A 21,704-nucleotide genomic window follows, 5' to 3' on the forward strand; every position below is an offset into this window, starting at 1 on the left:
TGACGTGCGGTCGCACCCATTGTAATCGGGCCGCCGACGTCGTCCGTTCCTGGTACATCGAGGCCCTTGCGGCCTGACCCGTCGCGCCGAACGGACACGGAGCAAGCCCCATGCGAACGCTCTTCCTGCTCCTCCTCGCCAGCCCGATGCTCCTCGCCTGCCGGGACGCCGCGCCCGACAGCACGAAAACCTCCGCCGGAAGCGCGGAGCCGCCCACGACCACCCCGCGCGCGACCCCGGAGGCCCCCGCGGAGCCGCCCACGAAAGCCGCGGAGCCGGCCCCCTCGGCGACGCCGGCTCTGCCCACGCCGGGGACGAAGGAGCCCGGGGACACGGCGCCCGAGGCGTTCGAGGGCACGGCCGCGGCCGTCGAGAAAAAAATCCCCGAGGTGCTCACCGTCGAGCTGCGCTCGGTGCGGGCCGGCCGGCACGCAGGATTCGATCGGACCGTATTCGAGTTTTCGGGACGCGCATTGCCCGGCTACCGCGTCGAGTACATCGACAAACCCGTGCGCCGCTGCGGCACGGGCGACCCGGTGACGGTCGCGGGCGACGGCTGGCTCCGGGTCCGGATGTCGCCGGCGCGGGCGCACAACGAGGCAGGCCTCTCGACGCTCTCCCCCGTCGAGCAACGCCCCAAGCTGCCCGTCCTGCTCGAGCTCACGCCAACGTGTGATTTCGAGGGAGAGCTCACGTGGGTGCTCGGCGTCGGATCACCGAATCGGTATCGCGTGCTGGAGCTCCGCGATCCTCCGCGAATCGTCATCGACGTCAAGCACGGCCGCGCCCCTTGACGCGCGCCGAGCGTGCTCCTATCGCCGCTCGCGGGCCGGCGGGCGCGTGGGGCCGCGGTTCCGCCCCACGCTCGGGCGCGCTCGGAGGAGGGACCATGAAAACCGTCGCAGACATCCCCATCCTGTCCGGACAAACGTTCACCGGACACGCCAAGGAATTCCGGACGACGCAAGCCGCGATTTTCCTTCGCCTCGCGCGCGAGCTCGGCGACCTCGGACAGCTTCGATTCTTCAAACTCCCGCTCGTCGTCCTCTGCGCGCCCGAGCTCGCGCACGAGGCGCTCGTGGAGAAGCAGAAGAGCTTCGAAAAGAGCCTCGCCACGAAGATCATTTTCTACCCCTTCGCCGGCCGTGGCCTCTTCACGAGCGAGGGCGAGGCATGGCGCAAGCAACGCAAGCTCATGGCGCCGCTCTTCCACCCGCGGGCCATCGACGGGTATGCGCCGATGATGAGCGACATCATCACGCGTTGCCTCGACGACTGGAAGGACGGCGAGATCATCGACGCCGGCCGCGAAATGTCGAAGATCACGATGGGCGTCGCGGCCAAGGCGTTCTTCGACGCCGACACGCTCGACGAGTCCGACGAGCTCAGCGCCGCCGTCCGCGCGATGTTCGACTACCTCGGCGAGCAGACGGGCAGCGTCTCGATCTTCGTCCGCGCCACGATCGCCCATTTGCTGCAAAATTTCCAGGACCTCCCCGCGCCGCTCGAGCGCGCGCGACAAGCGACCTTCGAGGCCCTGCACCAGCCCGTTCCCCTGCCCACGGCCCGGCGGCGCAGGCTCTTCGCCGCGATCCGGACGGTCGACGACCGCATTCAGCGCATGATCACCGATCGCCGGCAGAAAGGCGGCGACCGGACCGACCTGGTCTCGCGGCTGCTCGCGGCACGTGACGAGGACGACGGCTCGTTCATGCACGATCGCCAGGTGCGCGACGAGGCCATGACGCTGTTCATCGCCGGCCACGAGACGACGGCGACGTCCACGACCTGGTGCCTCTACTTCCTGGCGCGGCATCCCGAGGTGTACCGCCGCTGGAAGCAGGAGGTCGACAGCCTGTCCGGAAAAACCCCCACCGCCGAGGACGCCTCCCGGCTCGAATACACGCGCGGCGTCTTCCGCGAGGCGCTGCGGCTCTATCCGCCGGCCTTCGCGATCGATCGGGTCGCCGCCGAGGACGTCGAGGTCGGCGGATATCACCTGCCCAAGCACACGTCGATCATCGTGCCGATCCACGCGCTCCACCGGCGCGAGGCGATCTACCCCGACCCGGAGCGCTTCGATCCGGCGCGCTTCTCCGCGGAGAACGAGGCGAAGCGGCCGCGCGGCGCCTACATGCCGTTCGGCGCCGGCCCGCGGGTCTGCATCGGCGCGACGTTCGCCACGCTCGAAGCCCAGCTTCTGCTCGCGCAGATCGCCCAGCGCTTCGATTTCGAGCCCGTGAGCGACGCGCCGATCGGCCCCGATTACGCGACGGCCCTCCGCCCGGACAAACCGGTCCTCCTCCGCATTCGCAGAAGGCGCGCCGCGGGCTAGTCACCAGATCCCGCTGAAGCCCACGAGCGGCCCGCCGCCGGGCAGCGGGCTCGCCATCATCCCCGAGAGCCGCGCGGCCCCTGCGTCTTTGCTCGTGCTCGGCCGGTGCAGCCACGGCACCACGAACCCGACGGCCGATCCCACGATCGCGCCGACCATCACGTCCAAAAAATAATGTTTGTCCGCGGCGATGCGCAGATATCCGGTCGTCGTCGCGATCGTGAGCCCCGTGGCCCAGATCCAGGGCGCCGCGCGATATCCTTTCAGCGTGGCCACCGTCCCGGCCGCGACCGCCGCGGAAAACGTGAACGACGTGTGACCCGAAAAAAAGGAGAGGTTGTTGTCGCGGCTGTCGCGCTCGTCCGGCGCGACCGTGCCGTATTCGAGCAGCGGGCGCTCCCGCCCCACGGAAAACTTCACGATCTGCGTGACGTCCGCGGCCACGACCATCGACTCCAGAATGACGAGCGCGTCCGTCCCCCACTCCGCGAGCGTGCCGCCGCTCGCATACACGACCGCCGCGTCGAACCCGAACGCCGCGAGCGGTGCGAGCCCGTACAGCCCGACGTCGCTGATCCGAGCCGCCGTCTTGATGTCGCGCCAGTGGAGCGCCCGCGCGATCGAATCGTCGAACCCCGGCGGGCTGCACCACCGGCACGAAGCCGGCGCGATCTTCGATTTCAGCACCTCCGTCGTGATCCACGCCGCGCCGCCCACGGCTGTCACGGTGAGATCGATGGGCAGGTTCACCTGCATCATCGGCCGGACGGGCGGAGGCTCCTCGGCCGAGGCCACTCCCGGCGCGGCGAGGGTCGCGACGAACACGAACGAAAGCAGGAAGCGCGGCTTGGAGGACATCCGGAGATGCTACAGGAAGTCCCCTCGCCAAAGTCCCCCTCGCGCGAGCCCCGAACGATGCGCCCGAACGATCGCGAACCCGTGCATGCCCCGCCCCCGGGTGAAGCCGACGAACCCCGCGAGCCCGCCCCGTCGTGGCGCACGATCGAGCCGCCGCGCGAGGGCGAGCTCTTCGTCGTCGTCGGCCCCACCGCGAGCGGAAAGACCGAGCTCGCGATCCGCCTCGCCGAGCGCTTCGGCGGCGAAATCATCAGCGCCGACAGCGTGCAGATCTACCGCGGCTACGACGTCGGCTCCGGCAAGCCCACGGCCGAGGAGCGCGCGCGCGCCCCGCACCACCTCGTCGACATCGCCGACCCGCTCGTGCCCCTCGACGCGCAGACGTTCGCCGAGCTCGGCGAGCGCGCGATCGAAGACGTGCGGCGCCGCGGCCGCGTGCCCATCCTCTGCGGCGGCACGTTCCTCTGGATCAAATCGCTCGTCCACGGCCTCGCCCCCGCGCCGCCCGCCGACCCCGCGATCCGCGCGCGACACACGGCCATCGCCGAAGTTGAAGGGCGCGCGGCCCTGCACGCGAAGCTCGCCGCGGTCGACCCCGAGAGCGCCGCGCGCCTCGCGCCGAACGACCTCGTCCGCGTGAGCCGTGCGCTCGAAATCCACGAGCTCTCGGGCAAACCGCAGAGCCAGTGGTTCGCCGAGCACGGCTTCCGCGAGAAGCGCCACGACGCGCGCCTCCTCGGCGTCGCCTGGTCGCGCGAGACGCTCGACGAGCGCATTCGCGCGCGCGTGCGGCGATGGCTCGACGCGGGCTGGATCGACGAGGTGCGCGCGCTGCTCGACGCGGGCCACGCCTCGGCGCGTCCCATGGGCTCGGTCGGATACAAGCAGGTGCGCGCGCACCTCGAAGGCGAGCTCGTCCGCGAGGAGCTCGAAGACACGATCGTCCGCGCGACGCGCGTCTTCGTGCGCCGCCAGCGCACGTGGCTGCGCGACGAGCCCGTCCTCTACGTCGCGCTCGACGCCTGATCGATCACGCGCCCTTGTCGCTGATGTCGAGCGTGACCAAGACCGACAAGAGCGCCGGCCCCTTCGAGGCGTCGAGCTTCTGCTCCGCCTCGCGCACCGCCTCGGCGAGGAGCGCGCGCGCGCTCTTCCGATCGGGCGTCGATCCCCGCCGCTCCACGCTCACGCGCGTGAAGGGCAGCGTGCCCTCCGAGGCGAGCGTCTGCGTGAGGGACCTGCGCTTCAGGGTGTCCGCGCGCGCCCGCGTCGCGCTCGGCGGCGGCGTGCCGCGCGACGCCTCGATGCGCACGTCCGCGGGCGCCACGACGCTCGCGAGCACCGCGCTCTTCGGCAGCCCGCCGTCGTCGGGATGCACGTGCACCGGGGCTCCGTCGGCGCTCGGCGTCCCGCTGAGCAGGTACGCCTGCGCCGCGCCCGCCACCATGCGCAGCTCCACCGACAAGGACCTCCGCATCTCGTCTTGCCGCAAGATCGAGCGCGCCTCGCGCAGATACTTGGACGCCGAAAGATCGCTCCTCTCGCGCCCCGCGAGCTGCTTCAGCACGCCGAGCACGAGCGGATCGTCGAGCGTCTCGAGCGAATCCTGCGCGGCGCCGAGGCTCGCCTGCACGGCCGACGAGCTCGTCTCGAGGCGCGCGGCGGCGAGCGCGTCGACGAGCTCGCGGGCATCGCGCAGCGTCTTGCTGGCGATCACCTCGCAAAGCGCGCGCGCGCTGCGGGCCGTGCGCAGCCTGTCGCAGTCGCCGTCGATGTTGAGCTCGGTCGCGCGCGCTTCGAGCACCTCGACGAGTTTGCGCGTCGCGGGCATGATCGCGCGGACGACCTCCAGCACCTTGCGCCCGAACTCTTCCACGGCCTTCGCGGAGAGCGCGCGCTCCGTCAGGCTCACGCCGAGGATCCCCGTCCCGAGGACGACGGCCCGCGCCCATGTCGTCGGCTCCGGCAGGGAGCCCGCGCTGCTGTCGATCCCGGTCCTGCTCTTCCCCATTCGACCTCTCCGCGGCCGAGTATAGGCGAAAGGCCGTGCGCGCGCCGAGGCGCTTCGCCGCGCGGGACGAACCGGCGCTCTGGCCCACGATCCCTCCCCGCTCCGACGCCGTTCGTGGCATGATGCATTTCATGCACGTCGACGCGGACCTCTGCGGCGGGAGCATTGTCGTGACCGGCCACCGTCACGGGACCGACGCCGAGCTTTCCTTGCGCGCCGACAGCGCCGCCGGCATCCGGCAATGGTTCCATTTCCGCGTACGAGGCGCGCGCGGCCGCGACGTCGAGCTCGCGATCACCAACGCGGGCGAGGCGATGCACCCGGACGCCTTCCACGGCTACCGCGCGCTCGCATCGTATGACCTCGAACGATGGTTCCGCGTCCCCACCCATTTCGACGGCCGGCGCCTCGTCCTCCAGCACCGGCCCGAGCACGACAGGGTCCATTATTCGTATTTTGCCGCCTATCCCCTGGAACGCCTCGGCGCGCTCCTCTCGGTCGTCGATCGCTCGCCGCGGGCGCGCGTCCTTTCGATCGGCGCGAGCCCCGAGGGGCGCCCGATCCACCTCGTCGTCCTCGGCGAGGAACACCCGGGCAAGCGCCGCCTCTGGATCGCGGGCCGGCAGCACCCGGGCGAGACGATGGGCTCGTGGTTCGTCGAGGGCGCGCTCGCGCGGCTGCTCGCCGAGGACGATCCGGTCACGGACGCGCTCCTCGACGAGGCCGTCGTGTACGTCGTACCGATCGTGAACCCGGACGGCAGCACGCGCGGCAATTTCCGCACGAACGCGGCGGGGCGTGATCTCAATCGTGAATGGCAGGCGCCGAGCCGCGAGGCGAGCCCCGAGGTCCTCGCCGTGCGGAGCGTCATGGAGCAGGCAGGCGTCGACCTCTTCCTCGACGTGCACGGCGACGAGCACGCCGAGGTCGCCTTCGCCATCGGCTGCGCGGGAAACCCGGGCTACTCCGAGCGCCTCTACGAGCTCGAGCGACGTTTCGCGCGGAGCCTCGCGCGGCGCGACGGCGGTTTTTCCTCGGAGCTCGATTATGGCGCGGATGACCCGGGCAAGGGCGATCTGCGCATCGGCAACAACTGGGTCGGCGAGCGCTTCGATTGCTTGTCCATGACGATCGAGATGCCGTTCAAGGAAGGCCCGAGCGGCTTCGGGCCCGATCGCGCCGAAGGGCTCGGGCGCTCCTCGCTCGAGGCCGTGCTCGAATCTTTGGGCGTGCTGCGCTAGGGTAGCGCCCCTCGATGCTCGCTCGGCTCCTTCCCCTTTGGCGGCGCGTCCCCGCCTTCCTCGGCCGCGCCCTGCCCTGGCTCGTCGGCCTCGGCGCCGTCGCGTACGTCGGCATCTATCTCGTGCTCGCGGTCCTGCACCTCCGCTATCCCTTCGAGCTCGAATGGATGGAGGGCGGCGCGGTCGACCACGTCCGCCACATCCTCGCGGGCAAACGCCTCTACGACCGCCCCACGATCGATTTCGTCCCCTTCATCTACACGCCACTTTATTTCTACGTCTCCGCGGCCGCGAGCAAGGTCTTTGGCCTCGGCTTCTTCTCGCTGCGCCTCGTTTCGTTCCTCGCCTCGCTCGGCTGCTTCGCGCTCATCGCGCTCTTCGTGCACCGCGAGACGAAGAGCCGCCTTGCGGCCGTGCTCGCGGTGGGCCTCTTCGCGGGCACGTACCGCGAGAGCGTCGCCTTCATGGATATCGCGCGGGTCGACTCGCTCTCGCTCCTGTTCTTGCTCCTCGGCCTCTACGTCCTCCGCTTCCGCGAGGGGCTCGGCTTCCGGCTCCTCTCCGTCGTTTTCTTTTTGCTCTCGTTCCTCACGAAACAATCGATGCTCGTGGCCGCGGCGCCGCTCGCGGCGTATGCGCTCTTCGCGGACGGCTGGAAGCGCGGGCTCGGGTTCGGCGTGGCGCTCTTCGGGACGATCGGCCTCTCGATCTTCGCGCTCGATCGCCTGCACGGCGGCTGGTTTCGTTATTACGTCTTCTTCCTGCCCTCGCAGCACCCGAACGTGCCGGCGATGTGGGTCGATTACTGGGTCGAAGACCTCTTCGCGCCGCTCGCCGTCTCGTTCGCGGCGGCCCTCTACTGGTTCGCGGCCTCGGGCGAGAGCGCGCGCAAGGCGCGGCTCTTCTGGTTCTTCGCCGCGGCCGGCTCGCTCGGGACCTCGTGGGGCGGGCGCCTGCACGCGGGCGGCTGGCCGAACGTGCTCATGCCCGCGTTCGCCGTGCTCGCCATTCTCTTCGGCCTCGGCGTCGCCGCGGCCCTCGAAAGCATCGGCCAGGCGCCGGAGGCCCTTCGCGCCCGCCTGCGCGCCGCGGCGTTCGGCGTCGCGGCCCTCCAGCTCGCGTGCGTCGTCTATGACCCACGCCGCCTCGTGCCCTCGCGCAGCGACGAGCAAGCGGGCCACGCCTTCGTGAAGAAGCTCGCCGGATTGCCCGGCGACGTATGGCTCCCGGCGCACGGCCACCTCGCGACGCTCGCGGGCAAGCGCCCGTTCGCGCATGAAATGGCCATCCAGGACATCCTGGGCATCGGCGGCGGCCCGGCCGGCAACGCGCTCCGGGACGAGATACGCGATGCGCTGAAGACGCAGCGCTTCGGCGCGGTCATTCCGGACACCGATTTCTTCAAGCGAGAAATCAACCTGTTTTACATGCGAAACGAGAAGGACCCGCCGCTCTTCGGGGGAAGCGATTTCTTCCCGGTGACGGGGATGAGGACGCGGCCGCGGGGGGTATTTTATCCGCGGCCGGAGAAGCGGCGGTGAGAGCTGCGGGGCGCGATCACCGCGCCCACAACGCGGACATGTCGATCTCGACCGATTCGAATGGCTCCACGCGGAGGCGCATGTCGCCCTCGTAGGTCTCGACGTGCAGCCACTGTCCGTTCGTCAGGCGGTAGAGCTCGAGCGTCTGCTGGACGGGGTTGATGAGCCAGCAATGCTTCACGCCCTCGCGGCGGTAGATCCGCATCTTCTTGCTGCGATCGATCGCCTCCGTCCGGTCGGAGAGGATCTCGCAAACCCAGTCCGGCGGAAGCGTGAACGCCGCGACGTCCGGCATCTCGGGCATACGCTCGCGACGCCATCCGGCGAGATCCGGGACCATCTTGTCCGGGCGGGGGCCGAGGTGCAGCTCCGGCTCGTCGAGGAGGATCCACCCGCTCGGTCCGGTATCGTCGTCATACGGACCGAGGACACGCCCGAGGCGAGAGGCGGCCCGTGCGTGGGTGGCGCGCGGGCGTGGAAAGAGGTGCAGCTCTCCGTCCAGGATCTCCGCGACCTCCAGCTCCGACGCCGCCTCGTACGCCGCCTCGACCTCCGGAGCGTTCGGCGGGGGAGATCGCGGCGCGGCAGGATCGACGCTCATGCCATCATCCTACCATACTCACGACCCGATCGAGAACGTCACCGCCTCCCCCGTGAACGGCCCTCCGTCCTGGGCCACGCGGTTGTCCTCGAAGATCGCGTTCGTCACGACGAGCGTCACCGGCTCCCCCGTGAGCGCGAGCTTCGTCCACGAGGCCGCGTCGAACGTGTACGAAAGCTCCGTCGTGAAGACACGCACGAGCTCCGGGCTCTTCGGCGTCGAGAACACGAGCAGATACGCGCGGCCGTTCACCGGCGCCCCGTGCGCCCAGGCGTCGCGCGGGCCGAAAAACGAGGCGACAGCCTTCGCGGCCCCGACAAACCTTTCTCCGGTCGACGGCTCGCGCGCCGCGGAGGAGCCGCTCACGTGCCATTCGATCGTCGGCGGCACGTCCTTCGGCAGCGTTGCGCCCGCGGCCGGCGTGTCGACCGCCACGGCCTGCGCTGCATCGGTCTTCGGCGTGGCCAGGAGCAACGCCGCGAGCGCCTCGTCCGTCGCCTCGCCCGCGTAGATCACGCCCGACAGGTCCGGCTCGTTCGTCGCGGGCGGGTTCTCCGTCCCGCCTCCGCACGCGCCCACGCTCGTCCCGACGAACACCGCGCCGGCGAGCGATATGATTCCCACGATTCGTCCGATGGTCTTCACGGCATTCCTCCCGCGCTGTCCTGCTTCCAGGGGTCCGCGAAGCGCGGATCGACGAGCAGCGCCTCGTCCGTCAGCGACGCGAGGAAAGCAAGCACATCGGCCTTCTCGTCCTCGGTCAACGAAAACCCATTGATGAGCTCACTCTTGTAGGGGTTCTTGCTCCCCACGCCCGCGTACGGGCCGTCCACGATCGTGCGCCCGCCGGCCGCGTAATGGTCGAGCACCTCGCCGAGCGTCGCGATGCTCCCGTCGTGCATGTACGGCGCCGTGATCGTGATGTTGCGGAGCGTCGGCGCGCGGAACCGGCCCATGTCCGTCGAGACGCCCGTCACCTCGTAGACGCCTCGATTGCCGTCCGGATACGCGCCCGTGCCGCCGAGGTTGTAGAGGCCGGTGTTGTGGAACATCGTCTCCGTGAACGTGCTGCCGTCGTGCACCACCGAGTCGGAGAAATTGAAGCCGCCGTGGCAATGGAAGCACTCGAGCTTCTCCGAGAAGAACAGGTCCTTGCCCCGCTTCTGGGCCTCCGACAGCGCCTTCGAATCGCCGCCGTAGTTGTACCGGTCGTAGGCCGATCGATAGGAGATCACGCTGCGCTCGAACGCGCCGATCGCCCGCACGACGTTCTCGAGCCGCACGGGGTCGGCCTCGTCGGGGAACGCCTTCGGGAAGAGCGCCTCGTACACCGGCTCTTTGCGCAGTCGTTCGAGGAGCACGTCTTCCTTGCCGGCGAGCCCGAGCTCGACGGGCGTCTCGCCGAAAAGCGGCAGGAGCGCCTGCTCTTCGAGCTCCGTGATCAAGGGGTTTGCCCAGGTGAGCGTGGACAGATAGGCCACGTTCACGATCGACATCGAGCTCCGCGGGTGGACCTCGCCCGTCGATCCGAGCCCGCCGGCGCGCCCGTCCGTGAACGCGAGCTTCTGGTCGTGGCACGACGCGCAGCTCTGCGTCTCGTTCCCGGACAAACGTTTGTCGTAGAACAGGCGCCGGCCGAGCTCGACCTTGTCGACCGTCATGGGGTTGTCCGCGGAGATCTTGGGCTTCGGATACCCCGCGGGCAGGCCGAAATCCCAGGTCGCGGGGGCCGGGGGCGCGGGCGTGGGCGGCTCCCCGCCCTCCCCGCCGCAGCCGGCGAAGGAGCCGAGGAGCAAGAGGGCCGCGAGAGCCCCGTGCGCGGCCAGGGGGAGGAGGGCAGGGTTTTTCATGGATTCACTCCGCCGCGAAGAGCTTCTGTTCGTCCGGATGAACCGACCCGTCATCCACGTGAATGCCGAGCCGGCCCATGACGGCTTTGCATTCGGTGTCGTCCGAGCCCGCCATGCAGCCCGGCGCGCCGTCCACGTTCTGCGAGAGGTCGCTCTCCGCGACGAGCGCTCCGTAATCGACGACGAACTTGCCCATCAGCGGATCAAAGTCCGTCAGGCGCACCTCCGGACGGTTCGGCCTGTCGCAGGCCGTGACCGCGCCCGCCGCGTCCTCCGTGCATCCCGTGCTGCCGATGTGCACGTTGAACGCCCCGCTGCCCGCCGCCGTCGGCACCGCGTCCACGCGGAGGAACTTGTACCCGCCGTTCCAGTTCCAGAACAGCGCGCTCAGGTTGAGCGGCGAAGGCGCCGTCGCCGCGTCGGCGTGGTTCAGCTCGAAAGGCACCCCGACCTTGAACGCGATGCCGGTGTAGCTCCCGGCCTGCACCCGGCCCTTGATCGTGGTGTTCGTCTCGCTCGTGCCGTTCGCGCAGGCGCCGGCCTTGTTCTCGAAATCGAGGAGCGCCAGGTCCTCGTGCTGCCAGAGCCCGTCCTGCGTGAGCTCGACCGGGAACTCCGCGCCGTCCTTGCGCAAGAGGCGTACGTCGTGCACGTAAAGCCGAAAATCGGTGATCCGCACCTCGGTGGAGGCGCTTCCCGCGGTGAACGTCTTTCCACAGTCGAATGCCTCGTTTCCGACGCGCGCCTCGAAAGCGATCTCCACGTCGACGAGGTTCGGTCCGCCGCCGGCCGATCCACCGGCTCCACCAGCGCCGCCGGCTCCACCCGCGCCGCCCGATCCGCCGTTGCCGCCCGATCCGCTGTCCCCGCTGCCTCCGCCGCACCCTGCGACGAGCGCCGCGCCGAGCGCCACGATGAGCCACCTTCCCCGCGAAGTACCAAGTTCAAAAGTCACGTCTCACCTCCGTCCGAAAGCCATGCACCCGTTCCGGTGTACAGGCAATGCGACAAATTGATGCATCCCCCATGCCACACGGCTCCGGGCTTTCCTTCGGCTGCGCGGCGCCATTGACGGAACCTCGGGGGGATGTTGAAGCCGCGTGGATCGTCGCGCAAGCCGCGTGCGTCGTGGCCGGGTTTCCTGTAGGGTGCCGGCCATGCTCGCAAAGCTCTTCCGAATCGGGCTCGTGACGGCCCTCTCGACCGCAGTTGCCTGCGGCCCGGCGCCTACGCCACCGGCCGCCTCGCCCGGAGACGGATCCCCGGGGCCCTCCGATCAGGGTGCGAACGCCGGTCCCGCTGGAAAAGACGCCGAGAAGGCCTCCGGGGCCCCCGCCAAAGGCGCCGGCAAAGGCGAAGCCGCGGCCCGGGGCGCGGAAGGGGACGGCGGCGAGATCGGCATCGGAGGCGCGCCCCGCGGGCCCCGCGACGACAACGCCGGAAACGGTCTGCCCGTGCGCGTCGTGGCCCCCGCCGAGCTTGGTACGTGGACCGGCGGAAACGAGGTCGACACGGGCGAAGGCGCGAAGAGCCCGGTGCCCGTCACGGCCGCGGATCCGAGCTGGGGCAGCCCCAAGGCGCTCGTCACCATCGTCGCGTTCTCCGACCTCGAGTGCCCGTTCTGCGCGCGCTCGTCGCAGACGCTCGCGGAGCTCGGGAAAATCTACGGCAAAGACCAGCTCCGAATCGTCTGGAAAAACTTTCCGCTCGAGTTCCACAAGAACGCGCGCCCGGCGGCCGAGGCGGCGATGGCCGTGTTCAAGCTGAAGGGATCGCCGTGGTTCTGGGCCTATCACGACGCGCTCTTCGCCAACCGGATCGACCCGCAGGTCATCGACGGCTCGCTCCCGCGGGACACCTCGCGCAAGCGCGTCGACGCGACGCTCGCGGGCGGCGAGATCGGCAAGAAGATCGACGAGGACATCGCGCTCGGCAAGAAGATCGGCGTGTCGGGCACGCCCGCATTCTTCATCAACGGCGTGTACCTCTCCGGCGCGCAGCCGATCGACAAGTTCCGCGCGATCATCGACGAGCAAATCGCGGCCGGCCGCAAGGCGACGGCGAGCGGCACGGCGCCCGAGAAGGTGTATGCGGTGCTCTCGACGCAGAACTACCAGAAGCCCGAGGATCGGCCCGGCTTCGCCGGCTCCACGGCCCCGGCCGAGGACAAGACGGTCTGGCGCGTGCCCGTCGACGGCTCGCCCGTGCGGGGGAAAAACACGGCGCTCGTGACGCTCGTGATGTTCACGGATTTCCAGTGCCCGTTCTGCGTCAAGGTGACGCCGACGATCGAGCAGCTCACCCGCGATTACGGCGACAAACTCCGGATCGTGTACAAGAATAACCCCCTGCCCTTCCACAAGGAGGCCGAGCCCGCGGCCGAGCTCGCGCTCGAGGCGCGCGCGCAAAAGGGCGAAGCGGCGTTCTGGCAGGCGCACGACCTGCTCTTCGCCGCGAACGGCAAGCTCGCGCCCGAGGACCTCGAGGGCATCGCGAAAAACCTCGGGATCGACGTGAAGAAGGCGAGCGACGCGATCGCGAAACAGAAGCACAAGGCCCGCATCGAGCAGGACCTCGACCTCGCCGACGACGTGCAGGCGAACGGCACGCCGCATTTCTTCATCAATGGCCGCCGCCTCGTCGGCAACCAGCCGATCGACAAGTTCAAGGCGCTCATCGACGAGGAGATGACGAAGGCCGAGGCGCTCGTGAAGAAGGGCACGCCCGCGGCGAAGCTCTACGACACGATCATCAAGGACGGCAAGACGACGACGTTCGAGAAGGTGAAGGCGGTCCCCGCGTTCACGAAGGATAACCCCACCAAGGGCCCGGCGAACGCGAAGGTCACGATCCAGATCTTCTCCGATTTCGAGTGCCCGTTCTGCAAGCGGGTCGAGCCCACGCTCGCCGAGCTCGACGCGGCGTTCCCGGGCAAGATCCGGTTCGTCTGGCGAAACAAGCCGCTGCCGTTCCACAAGAACGCGATGCCCGCGGCGCTCGCGGCCGTGGAGGCGTACAAGCAGAAGGGCAACGAAGCATTCTGGAAGATGCACGACGCGTTCTTCCAGGACCCGACGCAGCTCGACCGCGCCGGCATCGAACGGACGGCCGCCGCGCTCGGGCTCGACGTGCAGAAGGTCCTCGCCGCGGTCGACGGACAGACCCACAAGGCGCTCATCGACGCGGACATCAAGGCCGGCGAAGACGCGGGGATCACGGGCACGCCCGGGTTCCTCGTCAATGGGTATTTCGTCTCTGGCGCGCAGCCGCTTTCGAAGTTCAAGAAGGCCGTCAACCTCGCGCTCAAGGACGCGAAGTAACCGCGCGGCGGCGGGCCACGTCGGGTTTTCGACGTGGCCCATCTTTCGCTCGGGGCACGTTTCTTGATATCGTCGTCGCCGATGCGCACACGCCTGCTGCTCGGCCCCGCCCTCGCCCTCGCCACGATCACCCTCGCGACGCGCACGAACGCGCAGCAACCCGGCGTGGCGCCCCCGCCGCCTCCGCTCCCGCCGCCCACGGCGACGAACCCGGCTCCGCCGCCGGCAGGCGCCCTTCCGCCGCCTCCCCCGCCGGGGACGCCGGCGTCGCCGCCGCCGGAATCCACTGCGAATGGTGCTTCGCTTCCGCCGCCGCCGGCCCCACCGCCGGCGGCCGGGCCTTACGCGCCTTATCCTCAGGGACCCTACGCGCCTTATCCGCCCGGGCCTTATGCGCCGCCGCCGAATGGAGCCTGGGGACCTCCTCCCACGGGGCCGCTGCCCGGCTGGAGCGGCGAAGTCCCCACGCAGAAGGTGACACGCTGGTATGGGTGGCAGACCTTGATTGGCGTGGTCGCGGGGGATCTCTTGACGGTCGTCGGTCAGGGGAGCGCGCTCTCGTACATCGGCGTCGCGGGGCACGTGCTCACGGGGCCGATCGTTCACTGGGCGCACGGGCACGTCGGCAAGGGGTTCACGGCCCTCGGCCTGAACGTCGGCCTGCCCCTCGGAGGGGGCCTCATTGGCCTCATGGCCGGCGCGGGGGAGGGTCTGAAGGCCCTCGGCTATACCGCGATCGGGGCGCTCGTCGGGCACATAGCCGCGCCCGCGCTCGATATGGCCATCTTTTCGACGGAGACCGTGGACGCGCCGATCGAGCGGCCGAAAGGCGCGCGCGCGCTCCTGCCGAGCTCCGCCGCGATCGTGCCGATGATGGGCCCGGATCGGATGGGGCTGTCGGTCGTGGGTACGTTCTGACCGGGATCAGCGAAAGACCGGCGCCCAGGTATGCACCGGCGCGCCGGTCGCGGCGCGCTCCTCGTAATGGGCGAGCAGCCGCCTGAGCGCTTCCTCATGCGAATGACGGGCCCGCAGGGCCGACAGCGCCGCGCGTTGCCAGCGCGCGCCGGTTTGTCCGGATCGCACCCGGGCCGCGAAGACATCGAGCCAGCGGTCGGCCTCGCTTTCGAGGACGCCCGCGGAGACGAGGCCGCTCCGGGCGAGGGGCAAGAGGCGCTCGCACAAGGCGACGATCGGGATCGCGCGCGGGGACGGGGCCTCGTCGCACGGAAACGGGACGACGGCGTCGAGGCCGTGCTGCGCGGCGCGATGAAAGGCGTGGCGCGCGAGCTCGAATGGATACGCGGGCAAGAGGCGATCGACGTCGGGGGCGAGGCCGAGCGTCGCGCCGAGGAGGAATGCGGCGCTCGCGAGCATGTCGACGACGGTGGGCCCGGCGGGCAGGGCGCGATATTCGATGCGGAAATGGCCGCCCGAGCCCGGGTCGTAGACGGCGCGGTTCCAGCGCCAGACGGTGCCGTGGTGCAAACGGAGCTCGGCGAGGCAGGGAATGCCGCCCGCGGCGAGGGTTTGTCGGGAATCCTCGCCGCCGAGCACGGGCAGGAGCGGGGCGTGGAGCCGGACGCTCTCGGCGAAGAGCTCGGCGGCCCCGTCGCGGACCCAGCCATACCCGAAGGAGACGCGCGACGGCGGGTGAAAGGCGGCCGGAGCGTCGAGGCGATCGTCGATGGCCTGGCGAAAGAGCGCGATGCGCGTCTCGTCCCAGAGGCGGTGGTCGATCAGGAGGGGCGAGTTGCACGACGCGGCGAGGGCCGGGATCGTGGCGATCTGCGCTGCATTGTAATATTTTGAAAAACTTCGGGGCGGCACGCGGAGGTGGACCTGGAACGAGGTGCAGGCGCCCTCCATGGCGACGTCGTCCGTGTCGAGGCTGAGCGCGTCTTCGCCGTGGATGCGGACGTGAAACGGTCCGCCGCGCAGGCGCCGGATGCGCTTGCCGAGGGCGCGATAGCGGGGGACGTCGGTCAGCTCTGCGGCGGTGAGGTCCTCGCGGCGCAGCGTGGGCAGGATGCCGATGGGCACGATGCGCCCGCCCTGCTCGCGCGCGGCGCGTGAGATCTCCACGAGCGCGCAGACGAGCTCGTCTGCGAGCGCCGTGAACGGCCGGCCGGCGAGTGGACACGGGCTCGCGTTGAATTCGAGGTTGAACCGGTCGAGCTCGACGGTGAATCGACGATCGACCGTGCGTGCGAGGACCTCGCGGTTCGCTGGCAGCGGCAGGCCCGCGGGGTCGACGAGGAAGAGCTCGAGCTCGGCGCCGACCGTGGCCGGCCCCTCGCCGAAGCCGGGGAGGTTTGCGAGTGCGCCGAGGACGTCGAGCTGCTCGGAGAGGCGCTCGGAGAAACGGACGAACTCGTCCTCGGTGAAATCGTCGCGCGTGATCAGGAGGCCCATGCCCACCGAGCTTTGCGTTCACGCGCGGCGGGCGGGAGCGGGGGCAGGCGAGATTCAGTCAGATTCAGTCGATGAACTCGATCCCGGTCGCCTCGATGTTCACCTGGGCCAACTTGGCGCTGCCGCCCTGGCCGCAGCCGTCGTCGGCGCCGCACACGCCCTTGTCGGCCTCGGGCGTGAGGACCTTGCCCTGAATGACGGCGCGGTGACCCGAGCTGTCGCGCGGGACGAAGAAGCTGTGGCCCGCCATCTTGATGTGCGCCTTGCCCGTCGTGTCGGCGATCTCCATCCAGCAGCCCATCGACTTGCAGACCGCCGAGACCACGCCCTCGGTGCGCACCGTCTGCTCGGCGAACTTCGCGGGCTCCTTCGTGAGGTCCGTGAGCGCCGTCGTCTTCGTCTCCGTCACCGGCTGGCCGAACTTCTTCTGCGCGAGCGGCTTGATGCTCTCCGCCACCGCGCCCTGCGGCTGCGCGGGCGCCTGCGTCGGCACGAGGGCCGGCTGTTCAGGCTGCGCGTTGGGCGCTTCGGACTTGTTGCAAGCCGCGACAAGGAGGGTGAGACCGGCGAGCGAAACGAAAAGCCGAGACGTGTGCATGGCGGGCGGAGTGTGCCGCAGATTTCGGGACCGTGCCAGAAGGGATCGAAACGGACCAAAGCCGCGGTCGGTCGACCGAGGAGCCCGAACTTTGCTACAAGGGGCACGCGATGCGAGCACGGGTGAAGCGCCTCGAAGACCGACGGCGAAAAGGCCGACGTACGCTCGCGTCCGCAGCCGCCTTCACGCTCGCGCTCGGCGGGGTGATGGGGACGGCGCGCGGCGCGGATGCGAACGAGGAGCACGCGGATGCGGACGAGGCGCCCGAGGCGCCGCCGCGGCCGAAGGAGCTGCCTCCGCTCGACATCACGGAGCCGCCGTTCACGCGGCACGTGGACATCGGCGGAGGCGTGGCGCTCGTGCATCGCATCCCGAGCGGCGACACGCGCGTGCGGTATCCGGCGTCGGTCGGCATGGGCCTCTGGGCGCGCGTCGACATCACGCGCTACCTGCGCGCGAGCCTGTACGCGGTGCGCGCCGAGCGCGACTTCGACCTGCCTTCGGGCGCGCTCGGGCTCGCGGGGGATCCGGGCGAGGTCGAGTTCTACACGTACTCGTTCGGCCTGCGGCTCGCGCCCACCTGGAACATCACGCCGCGGGCGCGGGCGTGGGTCTCGGCGGGCGCGGGCTGGGGGCGGCTCGAGCTCGGGCGGTTCTCGGTCGCGTCGCCTTCCGGCGTGTTTCCCGTGCGTGAGCGGGTCGCGTCGTTCGTGGAGATCCCGCTCGGCCTCGGCGCGTCGTTCGACGTGGTGCCGCGGTGGCTCGCGGTGGAGCTCGAGACGACGGGGGCGTTTTACGTGGGGCAACGAGGACGCGCGTTCGAGGACGAACAAGCGATCGACGCCTCGGGTCGCCGCGTGACGGTGGGACCTTACCCCACGTTCGCTGGGGGTTTCGTGACGACGCTCGGGCTTTCGCTCGTGCTTTGAGGGGGGCGGAGGACGAGATGAAGGAGAGCCGGCGGGAAGGCGCGCGCCCCCGGATCATCGCGGTGGCTGGGAACATGGGAGCTGGGAAATCGAGCCTCGTGAAATGGCTCGAGCAGCAGTTCCAAATGGTGCCGTTCTTCGAGCCCAACGAGGAGAACCCGTACCTGTCCGACTTCTACGGCGACATGCCGCGCTGGGCGATGAGCTCGCAGCTCTTCTTCCTCGTCCGGCGCTTCCACATCCACCGCGACGTCGTTCGCCGCGCGGCCGTGGATCCTCGGCCGATCGTGCAGGATCGGACCCTCTACGAGGACGCGGAGATCTTCGCCGCGCACCTCTACCGGGCCGGCTACATCGACGAGCGCGACTGGCAGATGTACGACGACCTCTATCGCACGCTGCGCGAGGAGATCCGGCCGCCGGATCTGATGATCTACCTGCGGTGCCCTCTACCCACGCTCGTGCGGCGGATCCGCCAGCGTGGACGAAACTTTGAGCGCAAAGTACCCAAGAGCTACCTCGCCGCGCTGGACAAGCTGTACGAGGAATGGCACGCACGTTACGATCTCTCGCCGACGATGGTCATCGAGACCGATCGGCTCGACTACGTGGAGCGGCTCTTCGACAGGCTCGAGGTCATCCGCGCGATCGAGAAGCACCTCGGCTGAAGATTTCGCCCGACGGCTGCACCATTGGCTCATTGCGACACAGAACGTTGGGCGTCAACCCATTGGCAGTCCGTGGCAAATCGCCGCATGCGTAGGTTGGCGCTTGCGCAATGCTCAGCGATGGGCGACCTAATGGAATTCCTGGAGTGTGCGTGGGGTTCATTGGCACGACGATGGGAACGACGGCGGAAAAAGGGGGATCCGCGCGGCGGGCGCGCGTGCTGCTCGTCGACGACGAGCCGTTCATCGTGACGTCGATCCGACGCCTCCTCGCGGACGAGCACGAGGTGTTCGCGGTGTCGAACGGGCACGAGGCGCTCGCGGCGGTCGAGGCAGGCGCGCGCTTCGACGTGGTGCTCTGCGACGTGCGGATGCCGGGGATGAACGGGTTCGAGCTCTACGACCGGCTGCTCGTGACGGCGCCGGAGGTGGCGCGGCAGATCGTGTTCCTCACGGGCGCGGCGTTCACGAGCGAGGTGCGCGCCTTCTTCGCGCGCGCGGAGAACCTGCTCCTGGAAAAACCCTTCGACCCGTCCGAGCTGCGCGCGCTCGTGCGCAGCCTGGCGACGGGGAAGCGGGACGCCGCGTCGAACTTTTGAGCTGCAAACGAGCGGCCGGTCCGGTTGCTCAGGAGAGCGCGAGCATGCGGTCGATCGGCACGCGGGCTCGCTCGCGCAGCGAGGCGGGCATCTCGATGCGGGGCTCGAGGTCGCGCAGCGCGAGGTAGACCTTCTCCATCGTGTTGAGGCGCATGAAGGGGCACTCGTTGCAGGCGCAGTTGCCCTCGGGCGGCCCCTCGATGAACGTCTTCTGCGGCGAGGCCTTGCGCATCTGGTGCACGATGCCGCTCTCGGTCGCGACGATGTAGCTCTGGGCGTCGTCGGTCTGCGTGTACTTGAGCAGCGCCGTCGTCGAGCCGATGAACGCGGCCATGTGCAGGAGCGCCTCCTCGCACTCGGGGTGCGCGATGAGCTTGGCCGTGGGGTGCTGCTCGCGGAGGGCGATGATCTTGCGCAGGCTGAAGGTCTCGTGCACGACGCAGCTGCCTTGCCAGAGCCGCATCTTCCGGCCGGTCTTCTGCTCGAGCCAGCGACCGAGGTTCTTGTCGGGCGCGAAGAGGATCTCCTTGTCCTCGGGGATCGCGCGGACGATCTTCTCGGCGTTCGACGAGGTGCAGATGTAGTCGCTCTCGGCCTTCACCTCGGCCGTGCAGTTGATGTACGTGATCGAGACGGCGTCGGGGTATTTCGCGCGCCAGGCGCGGAACCTGTCGACCGGGCAGCCGTCGGCGAGCGAGCATCCGGCCTCGAGGTCGGGCACGACGACGATGCGATCGGGGTTCAGGATCTTCGCGGTCTCCGCCATGAAGTGGACGCCCGCGAAGAGGATGACGTCGGCCGTGGTCTTCTTCGCCTGCTGGGCGAGCTGGAGCGAGTCGCCGAGGAAGTCCGCGAGATCCTGGATATCGCCCTCCTGGTAGTAGTGGGCGAGCAGGACGGCGTTGCGCTCCTTCTTGAGCCGCACGATCTCGGCCTCGAGATCGAGGCCCGGGTCGATCTTGCCTCGGACGGTTTCGCTCATCGTGGGGCCCAACGTAGAGGCTCCGCGGGCGCCGCGCCAGGGGGGTGCGACGCGGCGCGCGCGAGGCGTTCGAGGGCGAGGCGCAGGCGCGCGGAGGGAGCTTCGCCGAGCGATGCGACGTCGAGCTCGGGTCCCATCGTGACGCGCACGTCGACGTCGTCGAAGCCCGGGAGCGTGAGCTGGAGGAGCGGCACGAACGCGTCGGTCAAGCCCGCGCGGCCCGCGAGCGCGGAGGCGAAGGCGCGCGCGCGGAGCGAGACGACGCCCGAGACGATCACGGGCACGACGACGAGGTCGGGCCGCGCGCGGGAAGCCATCGCGACGAGCGCGTCGAGGCCTGGAAGGAAGGCATGGAGCGCGCTCTCACCAGGAGGGACGAGGCGCGGATCGGGCTCGATGCGGCCCGCGGGGAAGTGCAGGAGCGCGCCGCCGCGGCCGAGGTGACGCGCGGCGACGCGCAGCGCGAGGCCTGCGCGCGCGTCGGGCGGCGCGGAGAGGAGGTGCTTGCGGACGTGCGGCAAGGCGAAGAGGAGGTCACGCGCGGCGGCGATGACGGCGAGGTCGTCGCGACCGACCGCCGTGAAGAGCGCGAGCGCGTCGTAGAGGCCGGGATGGTTCGACACGACGAGCAGCGGTCCGCGCTCGGGCAGAGCCGCGCGGCGCGCCGCGAGGTCGTGCGGGCCGCCCGAGGCGTCGACGAGGCGCGCGCGCACGCCGTACCGATCGAGCATCGCGAGCGAGGCGCGACGAAGCGATCCGAAACGCGCGAGGTCGTGGTCGAAGGCGACGAGGTGTTTCGCGAGCGAGAGCGCCGCGGGGTGAAGGACGATCTCGGCGGCGCGATGGAGGAGCCGTCCACGATCTCGCGCGAGGTGCCCGGCCATCTCGGCGCGCGCGATGTGGAGGATCTCGGCGAGGTCGGCGGAGCGCGCTGCGTCCGCGACGCGTCCTTCCTGGCGAGGCCTGATCCGCTCGAACACGTTCATCCGTCAATGCTCAGGATACGCTTGCAGCGACCGAGCGCGCTCGACATGATCGGTTTCATGCGCGTCGTTTCACGCCGTTTCGCCCTTGCTGTCGCCCTCTCCGGCGCGACGCTCACGCCGGGCTGCCACGAGGCGACGAATCCGCCCCCGGTGGCCGAGGAGCCGAAGGCCGCGTCCGCGCCGCAGCGGGCCCATGACGTCGAAGGGGGCGTCGAGACACGCGAAGGCGAGCTCCGGACGAGCAAGGGATTCGGGGCGGTCGCCGACGTGCTGCTCCCGCACGACGTGCTGGAAGAGAAGCTCGGCAGCGATTGGCGGACGACGATGGTGGGCAAACGCGTGCGGGTGCGGGGCAAGCTCCGGATTCACAAGTGCGGGCCGCAAGAGCAATGCCTCCTTCAGGGCGAGTTGCCCATTCTCACGCCGGATTCGATCGAGGTGCTCTAGATCATCGACCGGCTCGATTGCACGCCACCGCCTCCGCGCGGCAAACCCCTCCCCCGCGGATGCGTCCTCAAACCCCGCCACGGCAGCCCATCCACGCGTGAGGGCACACCCTCCCCGCGCGAAGGCACGCTCGCTCCACCCCAAGGCAGGCCCTCAACGTGTGGCGGCACACGTCGAGCCCATGAAGGCACGCGTCGACCGCAGGAATGCAGCGCGCCGACGTGTGAATGCATACACTCGTTCCGCCGCGGCAGACGTTTCCGTCACGAAGGCACAATTTCGACCCGCGAATGCACACGCGGCTTCGTCGAACGCTCCCGCTG

Annotated in this window: 21 protein-coding genes; 11 read left to right on the forward strand and 10 right to left on the reverse strand. The window is 69.6% G+C overall.

The window, feature by feature from the left end; all coding sequences use genetic code 11:
• Window positions 1–110 precede the first annotated feature (110 nt).
• Together QHF85_RS24990 and QHF85_RS24995 are read left to right on the forward strand one after the other, a co-directional pair.
• Entirely contained in the window at window positions 111–794 is a 684-nt protein-coding gene (locus QHF85_RS24990) for a hypothetical protein (protein ID WP_281329813.1), read from the forward strand.
• A gap of 95 nt (window positions 795–889) precedes the next feature.
• Window positions 890–2,335 (forward strand): cytochrome P450, encoded by a 1,446-nt coding sequence (locus QHF85_RS24995; RefSeq protein WP_281329814.1) that lies wholly within the window; start codon window positions 890–892, stop codon window positions 2,333–2,335.
• On the opposite strand, the gene QHF85_RS25000 is transcribed toward QHF85_RS24995, so the two are convergent.
• The gene (locus QHF85_RS25000) at window positions 2,336–3,193 is read right to left on the reverse strand and encodes a phosphatase PAP2 family protein (protein ID WP_281329815.1); all 858 of its coding nucleotides are present in this window, start codon (window positions 3,191–3,193) and stop codon (window positions 2,336–2,338) included. It lies immediately after the preceding gene.
• Between the two features lie 57 nt (window positions 3,194–3,250).
• Here QHF85_RS25000 and miaA point away from each other — a divergent pair, with 57 nt between their 5' ends.
• Complete coding sequence (gene miaA, locus QHF85_RS25005; RefSeq protein WP_281329816.1) at window positions 3,251–4,219, forward strand: tRNA (adenosine(37)-N6)-dimethylallyltransferase MiaA; 969 nt, start codon at window positions 3,251–3,253, stop codon at window positions 4,217–4,219.
• A 4-nt stretch (window positions 4,220–4,223) separates the two neighbouring features.
• Here the strand turns inward: miaA and QHF85_RS25010 are convergent, their stop codons facing one another.
• Window positions 4,224–5,204: a hypothetical protein gene (locus tag QHF85_RS25010; protein WP_281329817.1), complete on the reverse strand. Its 981-nt coding sequence runs from the start codon at window positions 5,202–5,204 to the stop codon at window positions 4,224–4,226.
• Between the two features lie 35 nt (window positions 5,205–5,239).
• On the opposite strand from QHF85_RS25010, the gene QHF85_RS25015 reads away from it, so the two are divergent.
• Window positions 5,240–6,445 (forward strand): M14-type cytosolic carboxypeptidase, encoded by a 1,206-nt coding sequence (locus tag QHF85_RS25015; RefSeq protein WP_281329818.1) that lies wholly within the window; start codon window positions 5,240–5,242, stop codon window positions 6,443–6,445.
• A gap of 14 nt (window positions 6,446–6,459) precedes the next feature.
• Complete coding sequence (locus QHF85_RS25020; protein WP_281329819.1) at window positions 6,460–7,986, forward strand: glycosyltransferase family 39 protein; 1,527 nt, start codon at window positions 6,460–6,462, stop codon at window positions 7,984–7,986.
• A 16-nt stretch (window positions 7,987–8,002) separates the two neighbouring features.
• Here the strand turns inward: QHF85_RS25020 and QHF85_RS25025 are convergent, their stop codons facing one another.
• From QHF85_RS25025 to QHF85_RS25040, 4 genes are read right to left on the reverse strand one after another with little or no spacing between them, the layout of a single operon-like run.
• Window positions 8,003–8,587 (reverse strand): Uma2 family endonuclease, encoded by a 585-nt coding sequence (locus tag QHF85_RS25025; protein WP_281329820.1) that lies wholly within the window; start codon window positions 8,585–8,587, stop codon window positions 8,003–8,005.
• Between the two features lie 18 nt (window positions 8,588–8,605).
• Complete coding sequence (locus tag QHF85_RS25030; RefSeq protein WP_281329821.1) at window positions 8,606–9,232, reverse strand: hypothetical protein; 627 nt, start codon at window positions 9,230–9,232, stop codon at window positions 8,606–8,608.
• Window positions 9,229–10,437, reverse strand: coding sequence for a methanobactin export MATE transporter MbnM (locus tag QHF85_RS25035; protein WP_281329822.1), 1,209 nt, complete (start codon window positions 10,435–10,437; stop codon window positions 9,229–9,231). Before QHF85_RS25035 ends, QHF85_RS25030 begins: the two co-directional genes overlap by 4 nt.
• A 4-nt stretch (window positions 10,438–10,441) precedes the next feature.
• A complete protein-coding gene (locus tag QHF85_RS25040) occupies window positions 10,442–11,392 on the reverse strand; it encodes an MbnP family copper-binding protein (protein ID WP_281329823.1) in 951 nt (316 codons plus the stop codon).
• Window positions 11,393–11,594: 202 nt separating this feature from the next.
• Here QHF85_RS25040 and QHF85_RS25045 point away from each other — a divergent pair, with 202 nt between their 5' ends.
• Both QHF85_RS25045 and QHF85_RS25050 read left to right on the forward strand, forming a co-directional pair.
• Window positions 11,595–13,757, forward strand: a complete 2,163-nt coding sequence (locus tag QHF85_RS25045; RefSeq protein WP_281329824.1) for a thioredoxin domain-containing protein — start codon at window positions 11,595–11,597, stop codon at window positions 13,755–13,757.
• An 81-nt stretch (window positions 13,758–13,838) separates the two neighbouring features.
• The gene (locus QHF85_RS25050) at window positions 13,839–14,675 is read left to right on the forward strand and encodes a hypothetical protein (RefSeq protein WP_281329825.1); all 837 of its coding nucleotides are present in this window, start codon (window positions 13,839–13,841) and stop codon (window positions 14,673–14,675) included.
• Window positions 14,676–14,681: 6 nt separating this feature from the next.
• On the opposite strand, the gene QHF85_RS25055 is transcribed toward QHF85_RS25050, so the two are convergent.
• Together QHF85_RS25055 and QHF85_RS25060 are read right to left on the reverse strand one after the other, a co-directional pair.
• Window positions 14,682–16,172: a glutamate-cysteine ligase family protein gene (locus QHF85_RS25055; RefSeq protein ID WP_281329826.1), complete on the reverse strand. Its 1,491-nt coding sequence runs from the start codon at window positions 16,170–16,172 to the stop codon at window positions 14,682–14,684.
• A 64-nt stretch (window positions 16,173–16,236) separates the two neighbouring features.
• Window positions 16,237–16,770, reverse strand: a complete 534-nt coding sequence (locus tag QHF85_RS25060) for a DUF4920 domain-containing protein (protein WP_281329827.1) — start codon at window positions 16,768–16,770, stop codon at window positions 16,237–16,239.
• A gap of 110 nt (window positions 16,771–16,880) precedes the next feature.
• Between QHF85_RS25060 and QHF85_RS25065 the strand changes: the two genes are divergently transcribed.
• From QHF85_RS25065 to QHF85_RS25075, 3 genes are all read left to right on the forward strand, one after another.
• Window positions 16,881–17,699, forward strand: coding sequence for a hypothetical protein (locus QHF85_RS25065; RefSeq protein WP_281329828.1), 819 nt, complete (start codon window positions 16,881–16,883; stop codon window positions 17,697–17,699).
• Window positions 17,700–17,716: 17 nt separating this feature from the next.
• A complete protein-coding gene (locus QHF85_RS25070; protein WP_281329829.1) occupies window positions 17,717–18,367 on the forward strand; it encodes a deoxynucleoside kinase in 651 nt (216 codons plus the stop codon).
• Window positions 18,368–18,540: 173 nt separating this feature from the next.
• The gene (locus QHF85_RS25075; RefSeq protein WP_281329830.1) at window positions 18,541–18,966 is read left to right on the forward strand and encodes a response regulator; all 426 of its coding nucleotides are present in this window, start codon (window positions 18,541–18,543) and stop codon (window positions 18,964–18,966) included.
• Between the two features lie 28 nt (window positions 18,967–18,994).
• Here the strand turns inward: QHF85_RS25075 and nadA are convergent, their stop codons facing one another.
• On the reverse strand, window positions 18,995–19,948 hold the full coding sequence (gene nadA, locus QHF85_RS25080) for a quinolinate synthase NadA (protein ID WP_281329831.1): 954 nt from the start codon (window positions 19,946–19,948) through the stop codon (window positions 18,995–18,997).
• The gene (locus QHF85_RS25085) at window positions 19,945–20,934 is read right to left on the reverse strand and encodes a 1-acyl-sn-glycerol-3-phosphate acyltransferase (protein ID WP_281329832.1); all 990 of its coding nucleotides are present in this window, start codon (window positions 20,932–20,934) and stop codon (window positions 19,945–19,947) included. Before QHF85_RS25085 ends, nadA begins: the two co-directional genes overlap by 4 nt.
• 57 nt (window positions 20,935–20,991) lie before the next feature.
• Between QHF85_RS25085 and QHF85_RS25090 the strand changes: the two genes are divergently transcribed.
• Window positions 20,992–21,381: a hypothetical protein gene (locus QHF85_RS25090; RefSeq protein ID WP_281329833.1), complete on the forward strand. Its 390-nt coding sequence runs from the start codon at window positions 20,992–20,994 to the stop codon at window positions 21,379–21,381.
• Window positions 21,382–21,704 lie beyond the last annotated feature (323 nt).

The organism is Polyangium sp. 6x1, from assembly GCF_029946515.1.
Classification (GTDB): Bacteria; Myxococcota_A; Polyangia; order Polyangiales; family Polyangiaceae; genus Polyangium.

Excerpts from the sequence above, each read along its gene's own strand:
- QHF85_RS24990 (WP_281329813.1), top strand. The coding sequence starts at position 111 with ATGCGAACGCTCTTCCTGCTCCTCCTCGCCAGCCCGATGCTCCTCGCC.
- QHF85_RS24995 (WP_281329814.1), top strand. The coding sequence starts at position 890 with ATGAAAACCGTCGCAGACATCCCCATCCTGTCCGGACAAACGTTCACC.
- QHF85_RS25000 (WP_281329815.1), bottom strand. The coding sequence starts at position 3,193 with ATGTCCTCCAAGCCGCGCTTCCTGCTTTCGTTCGTGTTCGTCGCGACC.
- miaA (WP_281329816.1), top strand. The coding sequence starts at position 3,251 with ATGCGCCCGAACGATCGCGAACCCGTGCATGCCCCGCCCCCGGGTGAA.
- QHF85_RS25010 (WP_281329817.1), bottom strand. The coding sequence starts at position 5,204 with ATGGGGAAGAGCAGGACCGGGATCGACAGCAGCGCGGGCTCCCTGCCG.
- QHF85_RS25020 (WP_281329819.1), top strand. The coding sequence starts at position 6,460 with ATGCTCGCTCGGCTCCTTCCCCTTTGGCGGCGCGTCCCCGCCTTCCTC.
- QHF85_RS25025 (WP_281329820.1), bottom strand. The coding sequence starts at position 8,587 with ATGAGCGTCGATCCTGCCGCGCCGCGATCTCCCCCGCCGAACGCTCCG.
- QHF85_RS25035 (WP_281329822.1), bottom strand. The coding sequence starts at position 10,437 with ATGAAAAACCCTGCCCTCCTCCCCCTGGCCGCGCACGGGGCTCTCGCG.
- QHF85_RS25045 (WP_281329824.1), top strand. The coding sequence starts at position 11,595 with ATGCTCGCAAAGCTCTTCCGAATCGGGCTCGTGACGGCCCTCTCGACC.
- QHF85_RS25050 (WP_281329825.1), top strand. The coding sequence starts at position 13,839 with ATGCGCACACGCCTGCTGCTCGGCCCCGCCCTCGCCCTCGCCACGATC.
- QHF85_RS25055 (WP_281329826.1), bottom strand. The coding sequence starts at position 16,172 with ATGGGCCTCCTGATCACGCGCGACGATTTCACCGAGGACGAGTTCGTC.
- QHF85_RS25060 (WP_281329827.1), bottom strand. The coding sequence starts at position 16,770 with ATGCACACGTCTCGGCTTTTCGTTTCGCTCGCCGGTCTCACCCTCCTT.
- QHF85_RS25065 (WP_281329828.1), top strand. The coding sequence starts at position 16,881 with ATGCGAGCACGGGTGAAGCGCCTCGAAGACCGACGGCGAAAAGGCCGA.
- QHF85_RS25070 (WP_281329829.1), top strand. The coding sequence starts at position 17,717 with ATGAAGGAGAGCCGGCGGGAAGGCGCGCGCCCCCGGATCATCGCGGTG.
- QHF85_RS25075 (WP_281329830.1), top strand. The coding sequence starts at position 18,541 with ATGGGAACGACGGCGGAAAAAGGGGGATCCGCGCGGCGGGCGCGCGTG.
- nadA (WP_281329831.1), bottom strand. The coding sequence starts at position 19,948 with ATGAGCGAAACCGTCCGAGGCAAGATCGACCCGGGCCTCGATCTCGAG.
- QHF85_RS25085 (WP_281329832.1), bottom strand. The coding sequence starts at position 20,934 with ATGAACGTGTTCGAGCGGATCAGGCCTCGCCAGGAAGGACGCGTCGCG.
- QHF85_RS25090 (WP_281329833.1), top strand. The coding sequence starts at position 20,992 with ATGCGCGTCGTTTCACGCCGTTTCGCCCTTGCTGTCGCCCTCTCCGGC.